Genomic DNA, 20,278 nt, shown 5'->3' on the forward strand with positions numbered 1-20,278 from the left:
CCCGAAAATGTCCGACGACCATCACCCGACTGACGCAAGCGGCGCCCCGAGTGGTCAGACATGGATGTTGCCGGTGTGCCTCGTCGTTGCGATCGTGCTGCCCGTCGCGATCCTCGCCGCGTTGATCTGGGTCATTCCACCCCCGCCGTCGGGCTTCGAAGCCGCCGCTCGCCCGGTGGGAACGCCGGTGCAGACCGCCACCGATTCAGGTCTCGTCGGGGCGGTGGGGGTCGTCACCTGGCGGAATGGCCCGACACTATTCGCCCCGGAGTGGTCGGGACTCGTGACAGAAGTTCGAACGCACTCCGGGGCGACGGTCACGACCGGCTCGCCGGTCGCCGTTGTCGACGGCGTGGTGCGCGTTGCCGTTGCAACGACCACCGCGTTCTATCGTGCGCTCTCCGTCGGGGACAACGGCGCTGATGTGACCATGCTGCGGCAGGCGCTCGACGCATTGGGGATAGGCAGCTACGGTCAACGCTCCGTTTTCGATTCTCGGCTCGAGACCGGAGTCGGCAGGCTCTGTCGGCAACTCGGCTGCGACCCCGCATGCGACGACGTTCGAGCCGTCGTGGTTCGTTTACCTACCTGTCGCCGAGCTGACGGTTGGCGCTACCCGGCTCGCCACTGCTCAGCCCGCGCCGCCACCCGGCGACACGATCCTGACCGCGAGAGGCACGATTACCAGGCTTAGCGCCGAAGCCCCGAGCGACGACTCAAGCTCGGGCACGGATTCCGCGGGCCCTGGGTTCGCGCAGTTCCCTGATTCCGGCACCGGCTACGTGTTCGCGCCGTTATCCCAGCCGTCGATCGCAATCCCCCTCACTGCCGACTTCACTGCGATTGGTCCATTGCCGGATTTGTCGAATCTCGTGCCCTCCGGCGACGATTCCATCGCAGGACCAGTTCGGCTCGCGCAACCCCGCAATGTGTCAACGATTGCCACGAGCGCACTTGTCACCGGGCCTAGCGGCAAGGTCTGCGTCTACCCGCACGGTACCCATCCGGCCGTGCTTGAGCCGATCAGCATCAAGGTGCTAGGCGGGGAACCGGGGCTCACGAAGGTCACGCCGATCGCACTCCATCAGGTGCTGGCCAATCCTGCCGAACTAGCTGGGCTGATGCCATGCACGTGACGCCTTTGCAACCCGCGGCCCGCGCGACAACCGAGCGCACGGGGAGCCGCGCGCAGGATTTGGTAGCCAGAGGAATCTGTTACCGCTACCCCCAAGCGGCGGACGAAGTGATTCACGACTTCAGCCACCGCTTTCTCCCTGGCACGCTGACGGCTCTAGTCGCACCGAGCGGCGCCGGAAAGTCCACGCTTTTGTCGCTCCTCTCTCTGCTGCTTGCACCCCGTACCGGAACGATCTCGCTTGGCGACGTAGTCGTGGAGCGGCACCGCACCAGCACGGTGCGCACGCTTCGGAGAACCCACTTCAACCAAATCCTGCAGAACAATGCCTGTTTCGAGTCAAGGACCGCCGTCGACAACGTCGCCACCGCCCTGCTGTCGTCGGGGGTGACGATGTCCTCAGCACGAAGAGCGGCCGGCGCAGCCCTCGCGTCGGTTGGACTCTCGTCTCGCGCGGAGATGCCAGCGAGGCTGTTGTCCGGCGGCGAACAGCAGCGGATGACCATCGCACGCGCACTGCTGACCGACCGACCGTATCTCCTCGCCGACTGCCCCACGCGATGAGCGATGGCCTGGTTGGTACTCGTCGGCCACATCAACGAGGTACCGTGCCACGGCATCCAGCTCGGGCTGCGCGCCGCCGCCAGCACAACACTCGTGGCGGACGCACTGATACCCCTCGCAGTCGGCTGGCTGTTTCGCGCCAACCTTCACCGCCTACTGCGCGAACGTGGCGACTGAGTCGCCTAGGTCTCCGGGGCGCTACGGCCAGGCAGCGCGACTACGCGGCGCGCTGCGACGCGAGCTCGAACGCACGCCACATCGACGCGTACTGGCCGTCGGCCTCGAGCAGCTCATCGTGCGAGCCGATCTCGGCAACGCCGCCGCCGGCGAGCACCACGATGCGGTCGGCCGCGCGGGCGGTCTGCAAGCGGTGCGCGATGAGCACGGTGGTCCGGCCTGCCGACACCCGATTCATGGCCGCGGTGACGCGCGCTTCGGCCGCGAGGTCGAGGTTCGACGTCGCCTCGTCGAGCAGAAGGATCGCCGGGTCGACGAGCTGGGCGCGCGCCAGCGCGATGAGCTGGCGCTGCCCGGCCGAGAGCGAGCGGCCGCGCTCCGAGATCTCCTGCAGGTATCCGTTCGGCAGGGTCGCGATGAAGTCGTGCGCGCCGACGGCGCGGGCAGCGGCCTCGACGTCGGCATCCGTCGCCGCCGGCCGGCCGTACGCGATGTTGTCGCGCACGCTGCCGGTGAACAGGAATGCCTCTTGCGGCACGTAGCCGAGCTGGGAGCGGTAGGCGGTCAGATCGAGGTCGCGCACATCATGACCGTCCACGCGCACGGCGCCGCGGTCTGCGTCGTAGAAGCGCGCGAGCAGCTTCATGACGGTCGACTTCCCCGCGCCGGTCTCGCCGACGAGCGCGATCGTCTCGCCCGCGGCGATATCGAGCCGGATGCCGCGCAGCGCCTCCGGGGGCTTCGTCGGCCTCACCTCGAGCTCCTCGACCCGCGCGTCCTGCGGGCCGCGTTCCTGCACTCCCGGCCGGGCGGGAATCGCGGGGTACGCGAAGTGCACGTCGTCGAGGGTGAGCGCGCCCGACAGCCGGCCTGAGTCGACCGGATCGGATGCCTGCGGCGTCAGGCTCTCGAGCTTCATCAGCTCGGCGATCCGACGCACCGACACCGTGGTCTGCTGCCACGCGTCGAACACCTGCGAAAGCTGCTGGATCGGCGAGAAGAACATGTCGACGTAGAGCAGGAACGCGATCAGCGCACCCGTGGTGAGCTGGCCGTGCAGGATCAGCCACGCGCCGAGCCCGAGCACGATCGCGTCGGCGACCGACGACAGGAACTGCACGAACGGGAAGTAGGTCGCGACGAGCTTCTGCGCGGCGACGCGGGCCTGGAGGTACGAGCCGCCCAGGCCGTGGAAGTGCTTCTTCGTGGCCTCCTCGTGCACGAACGCCTGCGCCTCGTGCACGCCCGACAGGCTCTCCTGGAAGTCGGCGTTGACGATCGCGATGCGGTCGCGCGCCTGGTCGTAGAGCGAGGCGGCGCGGCGTCGGAAGACGACCGTCGCGAACGCGAGTGGAATGACGACGAGCAGGACCGCCCCGCCGAGCAGCGGGTTCACGAGGAGGATCGCGACACCCACCCCGACGAAGGTCACGAACGCGACGAGCGCCGACAGCAGACCGTTCTCGACCAGCTGCTCGAACTGGTCGATGTCGGTCGTCATGCGCGTCATGATGCGACCGGCCATCTCGCGCTCGTAGTAGTCGAGCGACAGACGCTGCAGTTGCGCGAACACGCGGATGCGCAGGTTCATCATCACGCGCTGCGCCGTGCGACCCATCACGAACGTCTCGGCGATCTCGTCGAAGAGGTCGACGAGCGTGACGAGCAGGAAGAGACCGGATGCCCCGAGAATCGCGTATGTCGATCCAGTCACGACGCCCTGGTCGATGCCGTTCTTGACGAGCACCGGCCCGATCAGCCCCGCCACCGCGTCGATCACGACGAACAGCAGACCGAAGAGCAGCGGCCACCTGTAGTCGGCGAGCAGCGAGCGGAGCGAGAAGTTCGCGCGGTGGGCGCCCTCACGGTCGATGTCGACCTCGGGCACGTCCTTGACGGGCGGCAGCTTCGCCACGCGGGCGAGGAGCTCCGGGGTCGCGGCAAGTGCGCGGCGCATGCCGCCGCCCTTCCCGCCACCGCCGCCGCCGAGGCCGGGACCGAGGCTCGGGGCTCCGGGCACCTGTGCGCGGGCGCCGTAGCCCGAGGCATCCGTTTGCGGCTTTCGCCATGCGCCGGCAGTGACACCAGCTTTGCCGGCGTACGCCGCGACCGAGTCGATGTCACCGCTCGCGGCCGCGCCGCCCGCCGGCGCCTCGCCGTCTTCCATGCCTGCGAGCAGCATGCGATAGGCCGGGTTGCGAGCCATCAGCTCGTCGTGAGCGCCCTCGTCGACGACCTTGCCCTCATCGACGAGCACGACGCGGTCGGCGAGGTGCAGCGTCGACTGCCGGTGCGCGATGAGCAGCACGGTGCGGTCGGCCATGACCTCGCGCAGACCCTCGTGGATCGATTCCTCGGTGCGGGAGTCGATGGCGCTCGTGGCGTCATCGAGGATCATGATGCGCGGGTCCGCGAGGATCGCCCGGGCAAGCGCCACGCGCTGCCGCTGGCCGCCCGAAAGCGACAGACCGCGCTCACCGACGACCGTGTCGTAGCCGCGGGGCAGGCGGTCGATGAATCCGTCGGCCTGCGCGATGCGGGCCGCGCGCGCGATGTCCTCATCGGAGGCATCGGGCCTGCCATACGCGATGTTGCTGCGCACCGAGTCGCTGAACAGGAAGCTCTCTTCGAAGACGACACCGATCTGGGAGCGCAGCGAGTGCAGTGTGAGGCGGCGCACGTCGATGCCGTCGACGCGCACGCTGCCGCGAACGGGGTCGTAGAAGCGGGGGATGAGCATCGCCGCAGTCGACTTCCCCGAGCCGCTCGCCCCAACGACGGCCACGCGCTCGCCGGCGCCGATCCTCAGGCTGAAGCCGGTGAGGGTCTCATGCTCGGGGTCGTCGCCGTAGGCGAAGTGCACGTCGTCGAACTCGATCGCACCGCGCGTCGTCGGCAGCACCGTCGCGTCGGCGGCGTCGGCGATCGCGGGCGGCGTGTCGAGCAGCTGCGCGATGCGCTCGACCCCGGCGCGCGCCTGCTGCGCGATCGCCATCATGCCCGCGAGCTGCCTGGCCGGCGCCAGCATCTGCGCGACGTAGGTCGAGAACGCGAGAAAGGTGCCGAGCGTGATGTTGTGGTTGAGGGCGAGCCAGCCGCCCAGTGCGAGGATGCCGACCTGGCCGAACGCCGGGATCGACTCGAGCAGCGGCTGGAACCGCGACTGGATGCGCGTCGCGCGCATCTGCGAGCCGTACAGCTTGACGGCAGAGCCCGTCAGCCGCTCGAGCTCACGCCGCTCCTGGCCGAACGCCTTCACGACGCGCACGCCGCCGGTGTCCTCGTCGACGATCTGCACGAGCTCGCCTTCGCGCTGCTGGCTGTCCCACGTGGCGGGGAACACCTTCGAACGCATGCGGTAGCTCACAGCGATCAGGGCCGGAATCATCGCGAGGCCGACGAGCGCGAGCAGCGGCGACAGCACGAACATCACGACGAGTGACATGACGAGCAGCACGACGTTGCCGCTCACGATCGGCAGGAAGTTGAGGAGCATCATCACGAGGCTCGAATCGGAGCTCGCGCGCGCCACGAGCTGGCCCGTGGGCATGCGGTCGAGGTTCGTGAAGTCCATCTTCTGCAGGTGATCGTGCATGTCGTTGCGCAGGTCGTTCTGCACCTCGAGCGCGACCTTCCCGCCGCGGTAGCGGCGCAGGTAGCTGAAGCCGAAGTTGGCCGCCGCGAGCACGATCAGGATCACGAGCCAGACCACGAGGTTCCCTGCGTGCTGACCGATCACCCGGTCGACGATCTGGCGTGCGACGAGGGGGGTGAGCACCTGGCACCCGCTGCCGAGCAGGGCCGCGCCGAGCGCCGTGAACAGGCCGACGCGATGCCGCAGCACGTATGACCACAGGCGACGGGTCCAGCTGATCTGTGCGGGCTCGGCTTGGCTGCGCTGAGCTTGCGTGCGCTGGCCCTGCGCGCCTCCCGTCGGCGGCGTGGCGGCGCTCACGCAGTCACCCCTGCTGCTGAGGGCGTGGTTGCTGTTGCTGGTGCTGTTGCTGGTGCTGGTGCTGTTGTTGCTGGTGCTGTTGTTGCTGATGCTGCCGCCTCTCGGGCGGCTTGCACCCGCTCGATGGCCTCACCGAGTTCAGCAAGAGTGCGGATGCTCGCCGCGGGGTCATGCGTGGCATCCGTCACTGCGCTGACCCGCGCCACCAGGCGCTCTTTCGCGAGCGCGAATTCTGCGGCGCCCTCTTCGGTGAGCGCGAGCGCGATCACCCGCTGGTCGTCCTCGAACTTGGTGCGCAGGATCAGCCCGCGCTTCGCGAGCGAGTCGACCGTGGCGCTGATCGCCGGCTTGCCGACGGCGAGACGCTGGGCGAGGCGACTGGCGCGGACCTCGCCGGCCTCGATCGAGCTGAGCACGCGGAAGTCGGCGAGACTGAGCGGCGCCGCGGCGCGCTCAAGCATGCGCGAGAGGCGAGCGACCGCGTCGGCGGCAGCGAAGATGTCGTTCACCCTCCGAACTATACATGGTTCGGGGGGTGAACGATCTCGGATGCCGCATCACTGGTTTGCGGCTCAGCTCGCCACTCGGCGCCGGAACACCCAGTCGACCGTGCCGCGCCACGTGTCTCGCAACTCGCGATCGCGACGCCACTCGCGCCACGTCAGCCAGATGATGACGAGGTCGAAGACCGTGAGCAGGACAAAGCCGATGCTCGGCGCGGTGATGAGCTCGTACAGCTGGAACAGCACGAAGGCGATCAGGGCGGCGATCGCCCACGGGTAGACCCGCTTCGAACCGACTAGAAGCGCGATGACGATCGCAAGTTTCACAATGCCGTGCAGCAACAGGTAGATCGCGAGGAACACCACGCTGTTGCTGTCGAGGTGCGCCGCTTCGTGCCGGATGAAGTTGGCGATCGTGTCGTCGGGGTCCTGCGACAGCTCGTGGGCAGTGACTGCGTTGGCCATTCCCTTGAGCTGGGCCGGCCCGATGAAGAGCAGGATCGCGCCGCCGAGCAGCTCGCCCACCCCGTCGATGCCCTTGAACAGCACGCCGACGAGGAAGACCAGGTCGAGAATCCGATCCTTCACGAGCACCTCCCATCGCCGTCTCAATACCCAGCCTGCACGCCGGCGCTCTAAGAGACGACTCAGAGCGCTGCTCAATCGTCGTCGGCAGCTTCATCGCTGTCGTCGACGTCGGGAAGGTCGAAGGGAGCCGGGTCCCACTCGTCGGGCGGCGGTTCGGCCGGGAGGACGAGGCCGGGCTCGGTGAGGTAGTGCCGCTTCGTGGGACTGGTCCACTCGAGCACGCCGTCGGCATGCTGCACGAGTGACCACCCTGCTTCGTGCTTGAGGTGGTGGTGATTGCGGCACAGGCCAGCGAGATTGCCGCGGCTGGTGGTGCCGCCGCGGGCGAACCCGACGGTGTGGTCGATTTCGATGATCGGCCGGGTGCAGCCCGGGGCACGACAGTGCAGGTCTCTTCGCATGATCACGCGCTTGAGCTCGGCGGGTACCCGATAGGTCCTGCGGTCGAAGTCGAGGACGGTGCTGGCAAGGGGATCGGTGAGGATGCGTCTCAAACTCGGTGCCCGGGCCACCAGTTCACGGGCTCTGCGCGGATCGATCATGCCGATACCCGGAATCAACGCGGGCGCCGCATCATCGCCAGCGAGAGTGGCGGCGGGAATCAGCACCTCGACGCTGATCGGCGCCCGGTCTCGCACACTACGGGTGGCCCCCGCGACGTGGCCGATGGTGATCTGACCAGCCGCGAGCACGTCGACGAAGAGGTCGGCCTCGACCTGGCGCCGCGTGCGGGCGTCACCCGCGGCCCGGGCGTCTTCGGCTGCGTTGTGCAGCCCCGAGGCGATCACCGCGGCATCGGCAGCATCGAGATATGCCGTCAGCCACGCCATGCCGTCTCTCGCGCCCTCGACTTTCAGGTGCCGATCTGCAAACGCGCGGCGGTGCCGGTCAGCGAGCTTGTCAGGGTCGCCGCGGTCGAGCAGCTGCCGCGCCTTGCGCGCGAACAGGCCGACCGAGAACTTCTGCGCCTGCGGCAGCAGGATCTCTTGCGCGTCGAGCGCAGCAAACGCGTCGAGGTCGGCGACTTCCCGGGCGATCGTCTGCGCGTGGCCGAACGAGATCTCACCCGCCTCGAGCACCTGCAAGGTCGGCTCGCACTTCTCTGTGAGCGTCCATGCTTCGGCCAGCTGCCGTGTCGCGCTCTCGGCCCCGAGCTTCGCGGCCGCGGCCAGCTCCATCGCTGCCGATCGCCACTGCAGCCGCACCCACCGGTCTGGGTCGTCGTCAGGGTTCCGCGCCGCGTCGAGCTCGGCCTGCATCAAGGCTTCTTCGCCGAGACGGCCCAACAGTCGAATCCGCTCGGCCTGCAGCCTGGCGATCTCGGCATCCGTCTCGCGCAGCCGCTCGAGGATGCCCGGTCGACCCGCCTCGGCGAGAAACCCCGCGCGCGCGTTGGCCACGGGGTCGGGCCCCGGAAACAACTCGCGCATCTCGCTGATCGACATAGCCAAACGCTATGGGCGACCACCGACATTCAGTCGAACACAGCTACGGTTATCTACAGGCGACGTGCGCGCATGCAGGCCGGCGCGCGGGACGGCCGCGAAGCACGCCGGGCCCCATGCCACTCGAGGCCCGGCGCGGCCGCTCAGCTACCCGAATGGGGGCGTGACCCCTCTTGCAGCGGACGGTTGACTCCCTATGTGAGCGACGAGGCCGAAGCAAGGACCTACATCGACGGCACGGCCGGCGCATCTGCGCGACGTGAATACGAGCGGCGCCTCGCTAAAGACGAGGACAAGATCCGCGAGAAGTGGGGCAACGGGCGACTCGGGAAGATCGCCGTCGCCCTCAGCGACGAACGCCAGTCAACGGATGCCTGACGCACCGGTGCAGCCGGGGAGCTGCGTGTCGCGGCCGAGCTGGAGAAGATCGCTTCGGAAGGAATCCGCGTGTTGCATGACCGGCGGATTCCCGGACGTCGCGCCAACATCGACCACATCGTTGTAACGGCCGGTGCGGTATGGCTCGTCGACGCGAAGAAGTACTCGGGCCGGCCTGAACTACGCGTCGAGGGTGGGCTCCTGCGACCGCGAGTCGAGAAGCTCGTCGTCGGCCGACGCGATCAGACGAAGCTTGTCGATGGCGTCCTCCGGCAGATCGACATATTGCAGACTCACTTTCCCGAGCTTGCTGTGCGCGGCGCCCTCTGCTTCGTCGAGGCCGACTGGCCGCTCATCGGCGGATCATTCGCAACCCGCGGCGTCGCCGTCGTGTGGCCACGAAAGCTCGCGGAACTGATTCGGAAGCAGGCGCCGGGGACGGGCGATGTTGAAGCACTGACCGCCCTGATCGCCCGGGCGTTCAGGGCCGCATAGGCCGCCATCGGCCTGGGAGGCAGCGCGCCCCACCGCTCCGGCAGCGTGCTTTTTTGGACCAAGCCGATGGTGTGGGCGCGGTAGACGTTCCAGAGGTACAGTGCGAGACCACTGACGCCGAGCACGATGCCACTGATCGACCAGCCCACTCCGGACCCCTTACCGCCGCTCAGTCGACCAGCGGTGGCGACTCCGACGGACCCGAAGGTGATGGGTTGGCCCAGCCAGCAGTTTCGAGGGCCGCGCTCACGTGCCCCCCCAATCGCTCCCGTATGATTGCAAGCAACGTCCGGCTCGCCGGACGGAGCGTGGTCGTGTACTCGACTGCGTATTCGCCGAGATGACACGGGCCGCGATCCCAGTGTTTTCAAGGCAACGCCGATGTAGTTCAATGGCAGAACTTCTGCTTCCCAAGCAGACAGCGCGGGTTCGATTCCCGTCATCGGCTCCATTTGGTACGACTAGCGTCTCGGCAAGCTACGACCCGCAACCCCTGGCGGCGCGCGACGCAGGAAACCTACGATGCCGCAATGGAAGCTGATCGGGGACAGCTGCTGGCGATCTGCGAACGCGTGCAGACGGACTGGTTCCAATTGCGCGCCGAACGTCTCGGCGGCACCGTGTGGGACGACGGCCCGCTGCACTGGACCGACGGACCCGACGGGCAGAACCTCATGTTCCCGCGATCCATCCCGCTCGATGCAGTCGAACGCGGCGTCGAACGCGCACGGGCGAACGGGCACGAGCTGGTCGGCTGCTGGGTCGAGAACGACACGGATGCCTCACCGCTCGCCGAACTCGGCTTCGAGCGCGGCTGGTCGCCCTGGTGGATGACCGCGTCGCTTGAACGGATTTCCCAGTCGATCGACCCTCGCGTGCACCTCGGCGCGCTCCCGGGCGACGTGAGCGACGAGCAGGGCGGCTACGGGCGCCTCCTCGAACTGGCGCAGATCGAGCCCGACCGCACCTTCTACGCCGCCGCACGCGTCGACGGCGTCCTCGCCGGCCACGCGTGGTCGTTCATGTCCGGCGAGAACGCCGGAATCTTCGACCTCGACGTGTGGCCGCCGTTCCGTCGCACCGGTCTCGGCGCAGGGCTCCTGCACGCCGTGGTCGCGGCCGCCCGCGAGGCCGGCGCCAAGACCGCGATCATCGGCACGAGCCCGCAGGGCGCCCTGATCTACCGCGCGCAGGGGTTCACCCGCATCGGCCAGGGCTCGACGTGGTGGCTCGAGCTCGCCGCCGACTCCGACTCCGCCGCGGGCGCCGCCCCCGAGCTCAGCGCAGCCGCCGGCTCCCCGGCGGTGTGATCCTCAACCAGCGGTACCCGTATCCGTCGACCGGCACCTCGGCGTGGCCGTCGCTCGACACGGCGCTGTCGCCACCCTCGAGCAGGTCGACGAGCAGCGTTCCCTCCGGAAGCCCGTCGAGTGACAGGGACACCGTGGTCGAAGCATCCGTGAAGTTGTGCAGCGTCACCATGCCCGAGTCTTCCCAGTCGTAGAGCAGCCCGAGCACGCCGGACTCCGCCAGATCGAGCACCTCGGCGTCGCCCCACCCGAGCTCCGGGCACTCGCGGTACCGGTGCGCCAGGTGGTTGATATGGCTGAGCAGCGACTCCGGGTCCTGCCGCTGCGCCTCGACGTTCACGTTCTCGGGCCCGAACCGCCCCTCGACGACTTTCGCGACGAGCCGGTCGGGCGCGGCCGCGGAGAAGCCGGCGTTCGGCGCATCCGCACTCCACTGCATCGGCGTGCGCACGGCGAGGCGGCCGTCGGCGTCGAGATCCTCGCCGAGGCCGATCTCCTCGCCGTAGAACAGCACCGGCGTGCCGGGCAGCGCGAAGAGCAGGCTGTAGACCATACGGATGCGACGCTGATCGCCGTCGAGCATCGGGGGCAGGCGTCGGCGCAGCCCGCGCCCGTACGCCTGCATGCGCTCTTCCGGCCCGAAGGCGTCGAACACCTCCTGCCGCTCCGTGTCGCTCAGCTTGTCGAGGGTCAGCTCGTCGTGGTTACGCACGAAGTTGGCCCACTGGCTGTCGGCGACGAGCTTCGGGCGCCCGCGCAGGGCCTCGCGCACCGGCCCGGAATCCGATCTCGCAAGAGCCAGATACAACGCCTGCATTCCGATGAAGTCGAACTGCATCGTGAGCTCGTTGGCCTCGTCGCCGCCGAAGTACTCGATCTGGTCCTCGCGCGGCAGGTTGACCTCGCCGAGCAGCACCGAGTCGCCCTTCCGCCGCGAGAGGAACGCGCGCAGTTCACGCAGGTATTCGTGCAGCTCCTCGTGGCCCTCACTCGGGTCCTCGCCGCTCAGCAGGAACGGAACGGCGTCGACGCGGAACCCCGAGATGCCGAGCTCGAGCCAGAAGCCCGCGAGCTTCGCGATCTCGTCACGCACCTCAGGATTCGTCAGGTTGAGGTCGGGCTCGTGCGAATAGAACTGGTGCCGGTAGTAGTGGCCCGTCGCATCGTCGCGCGCCCACACGCCCTGCTCGGCGCCCGGGAACGCGTTCTCGCTCGGCCGTTCGGGCGGGCTGTCGGTGCGCCAGACGTAGAAGTCGCGGAACGGCGATTCGACGCTCGCGCGCGAATCCTGAAACCAGGGATGCCCGTCCGAGGTGTGCTGCACCACGAGGTCGAGGATGACCCGCATGCCGCGATCTCGCGCGACCCGCACCATCTCGACGAAGTCGCCGAGCGACCCGAGGCGCCCGTCGACCGAGTAGTAGTCGACGATGTCGTAGCCGTCGTCGGAGTGACCCGCCGGGTGGATCGGCATCAGCCAGAGGCACGTGACGCCGAGGCTCGCCAGGTAGTCGACGCGCTGCGCAACCCCGTGGAAGTCCCCCACCCCGTCGCTGTCCCAGTCGAGGAAGGTCTTCACATCGAGGCAGTAGACGATCGCGGTCTTCCACCAGAGGTCACCCGTGTCGGTAATCTTCACGGGCGAACGGTTCCCAGTTGCGCAGCTGCGGAACCGTCGAGTCAGACCGGGGTGACCCTCAGCGTCGCCGCGAGCGAAGCGCCCTCGACCATCGGCTGCCGGAACTGATCGGGCTGCGCCGCGTACTTCTGGTTATACGCATCCGTCACGGCCTGGTTCTGAGCCCCCTCGCCGACCGGCTCGAACGCGACCTCGCGCGTCACGTCGCCCGCCGTGAACGTGCCACGCGCCGACGCAGTCGCGTGGCGCCACCAGCGGGCCTTCGTGCCGCGCACGGAACGCACGAACACCTCGTCGCCCACCGTCACGGCCCACATGACCACGCTCTGCAAGGGCGCACCGTCGGCGTCGGCCGGCGTGACCTCGACCTCTTCCGCCGCAGTGACCGCGCTGAGTTCCTCAGTTGTCCAATCGCTCATGGTGGAAGTGTCGCGCAGGCCTACGACATCCGCATCCCCTTGCGTGCTGCTGTGATTGCGAAGCGCAATGGGGTGGATGCTTCGCCGCCCGCCTGCCTAGCCTCAAGTCATGACGGACTCGACCCCAACACTCACGCTCGGCGACGGCACCACCATTCCCGCGATCGGCCTCGGCACCTACGGGCTGGTGGGCACCCACGGCGCGGACTCGATCGCCGGGGCGATCGGCCTCGGCTACCGCCTGATCGACACCGCGTACAGCTACGAGAACGAGGATGCCGTCGGGGAGGGCATCCGTCGATCGGGCATCGACCCGGCCGAGCTGGTCGTCACGAGCAAGGTGCCGAACGGGCATCACGGCCGCGATCGCACCCTCGCCGCGTTCGACAAGTCCATGCAGCGCCTCGGTCTCGACAAGCTCGGCCTGCTGCTGATCCACTGGCCGGAACCGCACGACGGGCTCTACGTCGAGACCTGGCAGACGCTCGTCGAGCTGCAGCAGCAGGGACGCGTGCGCTCGATCGGGGTGTCGAACTTCGACGGCGAGCAGCTCGACCGCGTCATCGACGCGAGCGGCGTCACGCCGGCGCTGAACCAGGTGCCCGTCGATCTCGCTCGCCCGAACCGTGTCGCGCGCGAGGCTGACGCCGCCCGCGGGATCCTGACCGAGAGCTACAGTCCGCTGAAGTTCAGTGACGAGCTGGCGAGGCATCCGCTCGTGACCCGCATCGCGGGCGCGCACGGGGTCACGACCAACCAGGTGATCCTGCGCTGGCACATCCAGTCGGGCAACCTGCCGATCCCGCGCTCGCGCTCACTCGAGCACCAGCGGGAGAACTTCGACGTGTTCGGGTTCGAGCTGAGCGCGGACGAACTCGGCGACCTCGACGAGATCTCAGGCACGGCCGGCGGCATCGGCGGCTGAGAAGGCGCCGATAATCTGGTCGAATGAGCGAAGCGATCTCGGTACCCGGCGTGCCGCGGCGCTTCGCCGCACTGCGCAACAGGAACTCACGGCCGTACCTGTTCACCTCCGGCCTGTCGATGATGGCCGACAACACCGAGCACGTGATCACGTACTGGGTGCTGTGGCAGACCTTCCACTCCGCGACCCTCGTCGGCTTTGAGGTCATCAGCCACTGGCTGCCGTTCCTGCTGCTCTCGGTGTGGGCCGGCTCACTCGCCGAGCGCTTCGACTGCCGCAAGCTGATCCAGGCGTCGCAGGGCCTGTTCATGCTCGTCTCCGCCCTCTGGGGTGTGCTCTTCCTCACCCACTCGCTGCACGTGTGGGAAGCCTGCGTGCTGCTCGTGCTGCACGGCACGGCCGGGGCGATCTGGGGCCCGGCAGAACAGCTGATGCTGCACGATTTCGTCGACCGCTCCGAGCTGCCGAGCGCTGTGCGGCTGAACGCGACGTTCCAGAGCCTCGGCCTGCTGTTCGGGCCGGTGGTCGGCTCCGCGCTGCTCGTCGGCCTCGGCCCGACGGCCGGCATCTTCGTCAACGTGCTGCTCTACCTGCCGATGCAGATCCTGATGATGCGCACCTCGTTCACCGGGCACCGGCGCGACGCCGAGCTGGCCGGTGCGAGCGGCGGGGCCCGGTCCGGCCGGAGCGTGACCTTCAAGGACACGATGCGGGTGCTGCGCAGCATCCGCTCGAATCACCTGATCATCGCAATGATCATCATTTCGGGCCTCACTGCGATCACCATCGGCAACGCGCTGCAGGTGTCGATGCCGGTGTTCGCCGATCGGCTGGGCGCGGGCTCGTCGGGGGATCTGACGTACGGCATGCTCCTGTTCGCCATGGGGTTCGGCGGGGTGGCGGGCGGATTCCTGCTCGAAGCGACCGGGCTGGTGCGCCCGAGTCTGCGCTCCGCGGTCATCGCCACGGCCGTGTTCGGCGCCGCGACCCTCGCCTTCGCGCTGACCGGCAGCTATGCGCTCGCGCTGCTCGCGCTCGTCGTCGCAGGACTTGGCGAGATCGCCTCGCTGTCGATCACGCAGAGCGTCGTGCAGCTCGAGGCGCCGGCCGGCGAACGCGGCCGCACCCTCGGCCTCTACGGAATGTTCGCCTCGGGGCTGCGCGCCGGCGGCGGCGTCACGCTCGGGGTTCTCGGCGCGGCGGTCGGAGTGATCCCGGCCGTCGGAACGTTCGCGGCGGTGCTCGCCGTCGGCGCTTTCGGCGCGTGGTGGTACGCGGCGCGCGCGGGTCGAGCGACGCCAGGGGCTCAGCCCACACGCTCTGCGTCGTGACGAAGGCGATCCCAGTCGCGGCGCACCCAGGGACTCAGCCCACGCGCTCTGCGTCCTGACGAAGGCGATCCCAGTCGACTTCGATGCCGAGTCCGGGTGTGTCGGGTAGGACCAGCTCGCCGTCGACCACCGGCAGGGTCGTGACGTAGTCCTCCTGCCACGGTCGCAGCCCGGCGTAGCTCTCGACGATCATGCCGTTGTCGACCGCGGCCACGGCGTGCGCGCCCACGTACTGGTCGCCGTGGGGTGCCATCGGCAGATGACGCGCCGAAGCGAGGGCCGCGATGCGCACCCACTCGGTCAGGCCGCCACCGGTCTGCGGGTCGGCCTGCACGATGTCGACCGCCCCGCTCTCAATGAGGTCGCGCGCGCCCCACCGTGTGTACTCGATCTCGCCGGACGCGATCGGCACCGCCGTGGCGCGCCGCAGCTCGGCCATGCCCGCGAGGTCGTCGGGCCAGCACGGCTCCTCGAACCACATCGGGGTGCAGTCCTCGACGGCGCGGATGAAGCGCAGCGCCTCCGCCGAGTTCCACGCGTTGTTGGCGTCGATCATCAGCCCGACGTCGGCGCCGACGGCCTCACGCGCGGCGTGGACGCGCTCGACATCCTCCGCGAACGACGCGCCACCGATCTTCATCTTGACGTTCTTGTAGCCGGCCGCGACGAACCGCTCCAGCTCGGCGACGAGCCCGTCGATGCCCTTCCCCTCTTCGTAATAGCCGCCCGCGGCATAGACCGGGACCCGGGAGCGGAAGCCGCCGAGCAGACGGTAGACCGGGAGCCCGAGCAGCTTGCCGCGCAGGTCCCAGAGCGCATTGTCGACGCCACCGATCGCTGCGATCGCGTCGCCCTTCGCGACGGGCTTGCGCCACCCCGTGAACATGCGGTGCCAGAGCCGCGCCGAATCGAGCGGGTCCTGGCCCAGCAGCCGCTCGCGCAGCGGCCCGGCGTACGCCGCGGTGCGCCCCTCGGCGAGCGCAAGCCCCGTCTCACCGGAATCCGTCTCGACCTCGACGAACGTCAGGGCGCGATGCCGCGTCGTGAGGATCGCGTTCCAATACGGCCGCTCGTAGTCCGCGAGCGCGAAGCTCGTGACGCGAACATCGGTGATCAGGGGCATGCGTGACCTTTCAGAGCTCGACGATCTCGAATTCCAGCAGGCTTGCGCCCGTCGCGACCGGCGGCTTGCCGCTGGCGTGAGCACCGTGCGCACCGTGGCCGCCCTCGCCGCCGCCGTGCGCGGCCGCAGCACCGTTCTCGCGCCAGGCCTGGAACGACTCTTCCGAGTCCCACGTCGTCACGACGAAGTAACGGCTCTCACCCGACACGGGACGCAGCAGCTGGAAGCCCTCGAACCCCGCAGCGGAGTCGACGGCGTGCTTGCGCGCAGCGAAGCGTGCTTCGAGTTCTGGGCCCGCGTTCTCGGGCACTTCGATGGCGTTGATCTTCACGACAGACATGCGATCATCCTTCCGACCGAGCCGGTGCACCGGCTGAGAACCTGCACGGCGGGCTCACGCACCCGCCGCCGCAGCGGCGGCCGAATCGGGCGCCGAATCGTGCACGACGTCGCCGCCGGCGCTCAGCATCGCGACGCCGAACGGCGGCAGCTCGATCGTCTGCCCCGCGACGGTCAGCTCGCGCGACGTGTTGAGGTGGTTGATGACGAACCGAACCCCGCCGCGCTCGGTCGTCTCGGCGCCCGTCGTCGGCTCGGCGAACGGCGTGTCGATCTCGGCGTCGATCAGAAGCCGGTCGAGGAGCTCGTCGAGCAGCTCCGGCTCGGGGAGCGTCGCGACGTACCAGGCGGCGCCGCGTCCAGGTGCGCCGCCGGCCCCGTCGGATGTGCCCTCGGCCCCACGGGACGCGCGCCGCGTGATCGCCGCCGCGCCGGCGGCCGCACCGTCGTCGAACCGGGCGAGCACCTCGGCGTCGTCGACGCGGGTGAAGTCCTGCCACTGGGTGGCGGTGCCCGCCAGCTCGCCGACGAGTGTGGTCGTCGTGGCGCGCTGCCCGAGCGGTGCGAGCTCGTCGATCCTGAGGCCGAGCGAGCGCTGCAGGGCTGAGTTCTCGCCGCCGAGATATCCGCCCAGGTAGGCGTGCAGGTCGCGGTCGAGCACGCCGGTCTGGTACCCGACGACCAGCTGGCCACCGGCCTCGGCGTAGGCGGCGAGCGCGTCGAGTTCGTCGGGTGCGGCCACCTGCAGCGCGGGGACCACGACCAGGCCGTAGGCGTCGAGGGGCGCACCGGGCCGCACGAAGTCGACGACGACTCCTCGGCGCAGCAGCGCGCGGTACCAGGCGAGCATGACCCCGTGGTAGTCCGTGGCGGCGGGCACGGCGCTCTGCCCGAGCGCCCAGAGCGACTCCCAGTCCCACACGATCGCGACCTCGGCCGGAACGCGCGACCCGGGCAGCGCGCCCGTGGAGAGCTCGGCGAGCTCGGCGCCGAGCGCCTGCACCTCGCGGTGCACGCGGGTGTCGGGGCCGGCGTGCGGCAGCATCGCGGCGTGGAACTTCTCCGCGCCGGCAGCGGCCTGCCGCCACTGGAAGTACAGGATGCCGTCGGCTCCGCGGGCGACGCACTGCATTGAGTACATCCGGTTCAGGCCGGCCGGCTTGACGACGTTCCGCTCGCGCCAGTTCACGGCGCTCGGGCTCTGCTCCATGAGCAACCACGGGCGTCCGCTCCCGAGCGACCGCATCAGGTCGCGTTCGGCGGCGAATTGCGAGGGCGCGTCGGGGTCCTCGGGGTCGGGGTAGGTGTCGTCGCTGATGAAGTCGAGCTCGGCCGCCCAGGTCCAGTAGTCGAGCATCGGGAAGAAGCCCATGAAATTCGTCGTGACGGGCACGCCGGGGGAGAGCTCGGTGACGATCGCCTTCTCCATCCGGAACAGCTCGAGCAGCGCGTGATTGCCGAAGCGCCGCCAGTCGAGCAGCTGCGTGGGGTTCAGGTAGGTGGGCGCGGCGCGGGGCGCGTCGATCTCGTCGAAGCTCCCGTAGGACTGCGACCAGAACGCCGTTCCCCAGGCGCGGTTCAGCTCGTCGATCGTGCCGTAGCGATCGGCAAGCCACGTGCGGAATGCGGCGACGGATTCGTCGTCGAAGGACTCAGCGACGTGGCATCCGTATTCGTTGTTGATGTGCCACGCCTGGAGCGCGGGGTGCGCGCCGTACCGCGCGGCCAGCTCGCGCACGAGCCGCTGCGCGTGCTCGCGGTAGGCGGCGGAGCTCGGGCTGTACTGCTGGCGCGAGCCGAAACCCAGGCGCGTGCCGTCGGCCGCGATGGGAAGCGACTCGGGGTGCTGCTTCGCGAGCCACGCGGGCGGCGAGGCGGTCGCCGTCGCGAGAATGACACGGATGCCCGCACCGTGCAGCTTGTCGAGCACCGCGTCGAGCCAGCCGAACTCGAAGCGCCCCGGTTCCGGCTCGAGCTTCGCCCACGAGAAGACGCCGACGGTCGCGGTCGTGACGTGCGCGCCGCGCATCAGCCTGACGTCGTCGTCCCAGACTTCCGGTGCCCATTGCTCGGGGTTGTAGTCGCCACCGAAGCTAAACATCTGTTCCCTCTCGATCCACATTGACTGAGATACGTTCCGCGGGCTCCGCGCGCGTGCGCCCTGCGTTCTTCGGAATCCAGACCCACAGGGCGCCCGCGGCGGCGAGCCCTACGAGCGCGCTCACCTCGATGCCCATCGCGAGACCGGCGAGCGCGGTGACAGCGGAGAGTATGACAGGGCCGATGCCGCTGCCGGCATCCGCCAGCTCGCGCCACACGCCGAGGAAGGTAGGCCGCCCGACGGACGGCGACGTGTCGGCGCCGAGCGTCATCACGATGCCGGAGCCGATCCCGTTGCCGAAGCCCATCACCATCGCGGCGATCGCGAGCGTCGTGACGCCGTGGGTGAGCGGCATCAGCGCGAACGAGATGCCGAGCACGAAGGTCGATGGAACGGCGACCCACTTCCGGCCGTAGTGGTCCATCACCTTGCCCGCCGGGTAGAAGGTGAGGGCGTCGATCGCCCCCGCGACACCGTAGATGATCGACGATGTCGTCGGGGAGAGGCCGAGGTGCGCGGCCCACAGCGGAATGACGATCTGGCGGGTCTGGCGGATCGCCGAGAGCAGCAGCACCCCGGTGCCGAGCGTCAGGAACAGACGCCAGTACTGCTTGACGATTCCAGTCGTCGTGACCGTGGCGGCAGCTGCGCGACGCGATTCGTTCAGTTCGAGATCGGGCGAGCGGTAGACGATGACGCCGGCGGCCGCGATCGCGACGAGCGCGATGTAGTACGCGCCGTCGATGCCCCAGAAGTGCATGGCGCCGGCGGCGATGAACGGGCCGACGAAGACGCCGATGCGCATCGTGCCGCCGAGCGTCGACAGCGCCCGGGCTCGCATGTGCGGGGGCACCATCTCGGTCAGGTAGGACTGCCGCGCGAGGTTGTAGACGGAGCTCGCCGCGCCGATGAGGAGCACCCCGAACGAGTAGGTGAGCAGCGAGAGCTCTTTGTCGGCCAGGTCGATGAGGCAGAACGCGAGGCCGATGGCGGTGATGACCGAGGCGATCAGCATCGCGTTGCGCTCGCCGAGCCGCGTCGCGAGGATTCCCGACGGGATGTTCGTGACGATCGACCCGATGCCGATCAGCGCCGCGACGAGGGCGGCGATCGACGTGGTCGCGCCGCGATCGATGGCGCTGAGCGCGATGACGGGGAAGATCGCGCCTTCTGCGAGTCCGAAGAGAGTGGCGGGCCCGTATGCGGGGACGATGATCGAGCGCAGCCGAAATTCTTCACTCACGCTAACTATCTTGCGCCTTCTTCGGGGTTCACCGGGAGCGCTGCGCCCAGGTGCGCCAGCCGGACTGAGCGGCGCCGAACGGTCGTCCGCCGGGCGCAGCCGGGTCCACCCGGCGCACTTGGCGCCCTCAGGCGAGCAACGGCAAGCCGCCGACGAGGCGGTCGATGCGGTTGCGCGGGCCGATGAGACTCAGCGCGAGGTACTCGTGGCGGTCGGTGTCGGCGGCCTCGATCGCGTCGCGATAGTCGGCGTACACGCGGGTCGCCTGGGCGGCGGCGGGCATGTCTGCGACGAAGACCTCTTCCCGAGCGGATGCCTTGGCCCGCAGCTCGGTGATCCGCGGGCCCGGCGCCCCCAGGATCGCGCAGCCGGCCCACGGCAGGCCCGGGTGGGCGCTGCCCGAGGCATCCGTGACGTCCGGCCCGAGCAGCCCGGTGACCCGGCCCTGCGTCGCGGCCGCAACGCAGACGGCCGCGTTGACCGCGCGGCCCGCGGGCAGCGCGTCGTCGACCACGATCACCCACTTGAGGTGCGCCTCACGGGTGGAGACGGTCGGGTCGAACAGCTCAGGATCGAAGCCGATTGTGAGGGAAGTCATGCATCAAGCG

The 20,278-nt window shown here is 69.0% G+C and carries 18 protein-coding genes, 1 tRNA gene and 1 pseudogene; 9 read left to right on the plus strand and 11 right to left on the minus strand.

The features are described from left to right. The first annotated feature begins 7 nt into the window (after nucleotides 1–7). The 3 genes from ACFOYW_RS10885 to ACFOYW_RS10895 all read left to right on the plus strand — a co-directional run bounded on the left by ACFOYW_RS10885 (nucleotide 8) and on the right by ACFOYW_RS10895 (nucleotide 1,876). A complete protein-coding gene (locus ACFOYW_RS10885; RefSeq protein WP_390228956.1) occupies nucleotides 8–694 on the plus strand; it encodes a hypothetical protein in 687 nt (228 codons plus the stop codon). Between the two features lie 432 nt (nucleotides 695–1,126). Beyond that, nucleotides 1,127–1,699 carry an ATP-binding cassette domain-containing protein gene (locus tag ACFOYW_RS10890; RefSeq protein WP_390228957.1) on the plus strand — a complete coding sequence of 191 codons (573 nt, stop codon included), beginning with the start codon at nucleotides 1,127–1,129 and terminating at the stop codon, nucleotides 1,697–1,699. 3 nt (nucleotides 1,700–1,702) lie between these two features. Next, complete coding sequence (locus ACFOYW_RS10895; protein ID WP_390228958.1) at nucleotides 1,703–1,876, plus strand: hypothetical protein; 174 nt, start codon at nucleotides 1,703–1,705, stop codon at nucleotides 1,874–1,876. A 40-nt stretch (nucleotides 1,877–1,916) separates the two neighbouring features. Here ACFOYW_RS10895 and ACFOYW_RS10900 read toward each other — a convergent pair whose 3' ends face one another. From ACFOYW_RS10900 to ACFOYW_RS10915, 4 genes are all read right to left on the minus strand, one after another. After that, a complete protein-coding gene (locus ACFOYW_RS10900; RefSeq protein WP_390228959.1) occupies nucleotides 1,917–5,831 on the minus strand; it encodes an ABC transporter ATP-binding protein in 3,915 nt (1,304 codons plus the stop codon). Beyond that, a complete protein-coding gene (locus ACFOYW_RS10905) occupies nucleotides 5,828–6,340 on the minus strand; it encodes a MarR family winged helix-turn-helix transcriptional regulator (protein ID WP_390228960.1) in 513 nt (170 codons plus the stop codon). The genes ACFOYW_RS10900 and ACFOYW_RS10905 overlap by 4 nt, the downstream gene beginning before the upstream one ends. A 63-nt stretch (nucleotides 6,341–6,403) precedes the next feature. Then, on the minus strand, nucleotides 6,404–6,946 hold the full coding sequence (locus ACFOYW_RS10910; RefSeq protein ID WP_390228961.1) for a DUF2127 domain-containing protein: 543 nt from the start codon (nucleotides 6,944–6,946) through the stop codon (nucleotides 6,404–6,406). Nucleotides 6,947–6,993: 47 nt separating this feature from the next. Beyond that, nucleotides 6,994–8,367: an HNH endonuclease gene (locus ACFOYW_RS10915; protein ID WP_390228962.1), complete on the minus strand. Its 1,374-nt coding sequence runs from the start codon at nucleotides 8,365–8,367 to the stop codon at nucleotides 6,994–6,996. A gap of 198 nt (nucleotides 8,368–8,565) precedes the next feature. On the opposite strand from ACFOYW_RS10915, the gene ACFOYW_RS10920 reads away from it, so the two are divergent. The 4 genes and pseudogenes from ACFOYW_RS10920 to ACFOYW_RS10935 all read left to right on the plus strand — a co-directional run bounded on the left by ACFOYW_RS10920 (nucleotide 8,566) and on the right by ACFOYW_RS10935 (nucleotide 10,550). Further along, nucleotides 8,566–8,745, plus strand: a complete 180-nt coding sequence (locus ACFOYW_RS10920; protein ID WP_390228963.1) for a hypothetical protein — start codon at nucleotides 8,566–8,568, stop codon at nucleotides 8,743–8,745. Between the two features lie 18 nt (nucleotides 8,746–8,763). After that, nucleotides 8,764–9,240 (plus strand): annotated as a pseudogene (locus ACFOYW_RS10925) (nuclease-related domain-containing protein); the annotation flags it as partial. 377 nt (nucleotides 9,241–9,617) lie between these two features. Further along, nucleotides 9,618–9,691 (plus strand) — tRNA-Gly (locus tag ACFOYW_RS10930). A gap of 79 nt (nucleotides 9,692–9,770) precedes the next feature. Further along, nucleotides 9,771–10,550, plus strand: a complete 780-nt coding sequence (locus ACFOYW_RS10935) for a GNAT family N-acetyltransferase (protein ID WP_390228964.1) — start codon at nucleotides 9,771–9,773, stop codon at nucleotides 10,548–10,550. Here ACFOYW_RS10935 and ACFOYW_RS10940 read toward each other — a convergent pair. Continuing rightward, nucleotides 10,519–12,189 carry an alpha-amylase family protein gene (locus ACFOYW_RS10940; RefSeq protein ID WP_390228965.1) on the minus strand — a complete coding sequence of 557 codons (1,671 nt, stop codon included), beginning with the start codon at nucleotides 12,187–12,189 and terminating at the stop codon, nucleotides 10,519–10,521. The genes ACFOYW_RS10935 and ACFOYW_RS10940 overlap by 32 nt on opposite strands. A gap of 41 nt (nucleotides 12,190–12,230) precedes the next feature. Further along, nucleotides 12,231–12,608, minus strand: coding sequence for a DUF2255 family protein (locus ACFOYW_RS10945; protein ID WP_390228966.1), 378 nt, complete (start codon nucleotides 12,606–12,608; stop codon nucleotides 12,231–12,233). Between the two features lie 109 nt (nucleotides 12,609–12,717). Between ACFOYW_RS10945 and ACFOYW_RS10950 the strand changes: the two genes are divergently transcribed. Beyond that, nucleotides 12,718–13,533 (plus strand): aldo/keto reductase, encoded by an 816-nt coding sequence (locus tag ACFOYW_RS10950; RefSeq protein ID WP_390228967.1) that lies wholly within the window; start codon nucleotides 12,718–12,720, stop codon nucleotides 13,531–13,533. 23 nt (nucleotides 13,534–13,556) lie between these two features. Beyond that, entirely contained in the window at nucleotides 13,557–14,864 is a 1,308-nt protein-coding gene (locus tag ACFOYW_RS10955) for an MFS transporter (RefSeq protein ID WP_390228968.1), read from the plus strand. Nucleotides 14,865–14,898: 34 nt separating this feature from the next. On the opposite strand, the gene ACFOYW_RS10960 is transcribed toward ACFOYW_RS10955, so the two are convergent. The 5 genes from ACFOYW_RS10960 to ACFOYW_RS10980 all read right to left on the minus strand — a co-directional run bounded on the left by ACFOYW_RS10960 (nucleotide 14,899) and on the right by ACFOYW_RS10980 (nucleotide 20,268). Continuing rightward, the gene (locus tag ACFOYW_RS10960) at nucleotides 14,899–15,987 is read right to left on the minus strand and encodes a mandelate racemase/muconate lactonizing enzyme family protein (protein ID WP_390228969.1); all 1,089 of its coding nucleotides are present in this window, start codon (nucleotides 15,985–15,987) and stop codon (nucleotides 14,899–14,901) included. 10 nt (nucleotides 15,988–15,997) lie between these two features. After that, nucleotides 15,998–16,327, minus strand: coding sequence for an antibiotic biosynthesis monooxygenase family protein (locus ACFOYW_RS10965; protein WP_390228970.1), 330 nt, complete (start codon nucleotides 16,325–16,327; stop codon nucleotides 15,998–16,000). A gap of 54 nt (nucleotides 16,328–16,381) precedes the next feature. Then, entirely contained in the window at nucleotides 16,382–18,427 is a 2,046-nt protein-coding gene (locus ACFOYW_RS10970; protein WP_390228971.1) for a beta-galactosidase, read from the minus strand. After that, nucleotides 18,420–19,670, minus strand: a complete 1,251-nt coding sequence (locus ACFOYW_RS10975) for an MFS transporter (RefSeq protein WP_390228972.1) — start codon at nucleotides 19,668–19,670, stop codon at nucleotides 18,420–18,422. The genes ACFOYW_RS10970 and ACFOYW_RS10975 overlap by 8 nt, the downstream gene beginning before the upstream one ends. A gap of 127 nt (nucleotides 19,671–19,797) precedes the next feature. Beyond that, on the minus strand, nucleotides 19,798–20,268 hold the full coding sequence (locus tag ACFOYW_RS10980) for a DUF2000 domain-containing protein (RefSeq protein ID WP_390228973.1): 471 nt from the start codon (nucleotides 20,266–20,268) through the stop codon (nucleotides 19,798–19,800). Between the last annotated feature and the right edge of the window lie 10 nt (nucleotides 20,269–20,278).

Source organism: Gryllotalpicola reticulitermitis, from assembly GCF_042651345.1.
Classification (GTDB): domain Bacteria; phylum Actinomycetota; class Actinomycetes; order Actinomycetales; family Microbacteriaceae; genus Gryllotalpicola; species Gryllotalpicola reticulitermitis.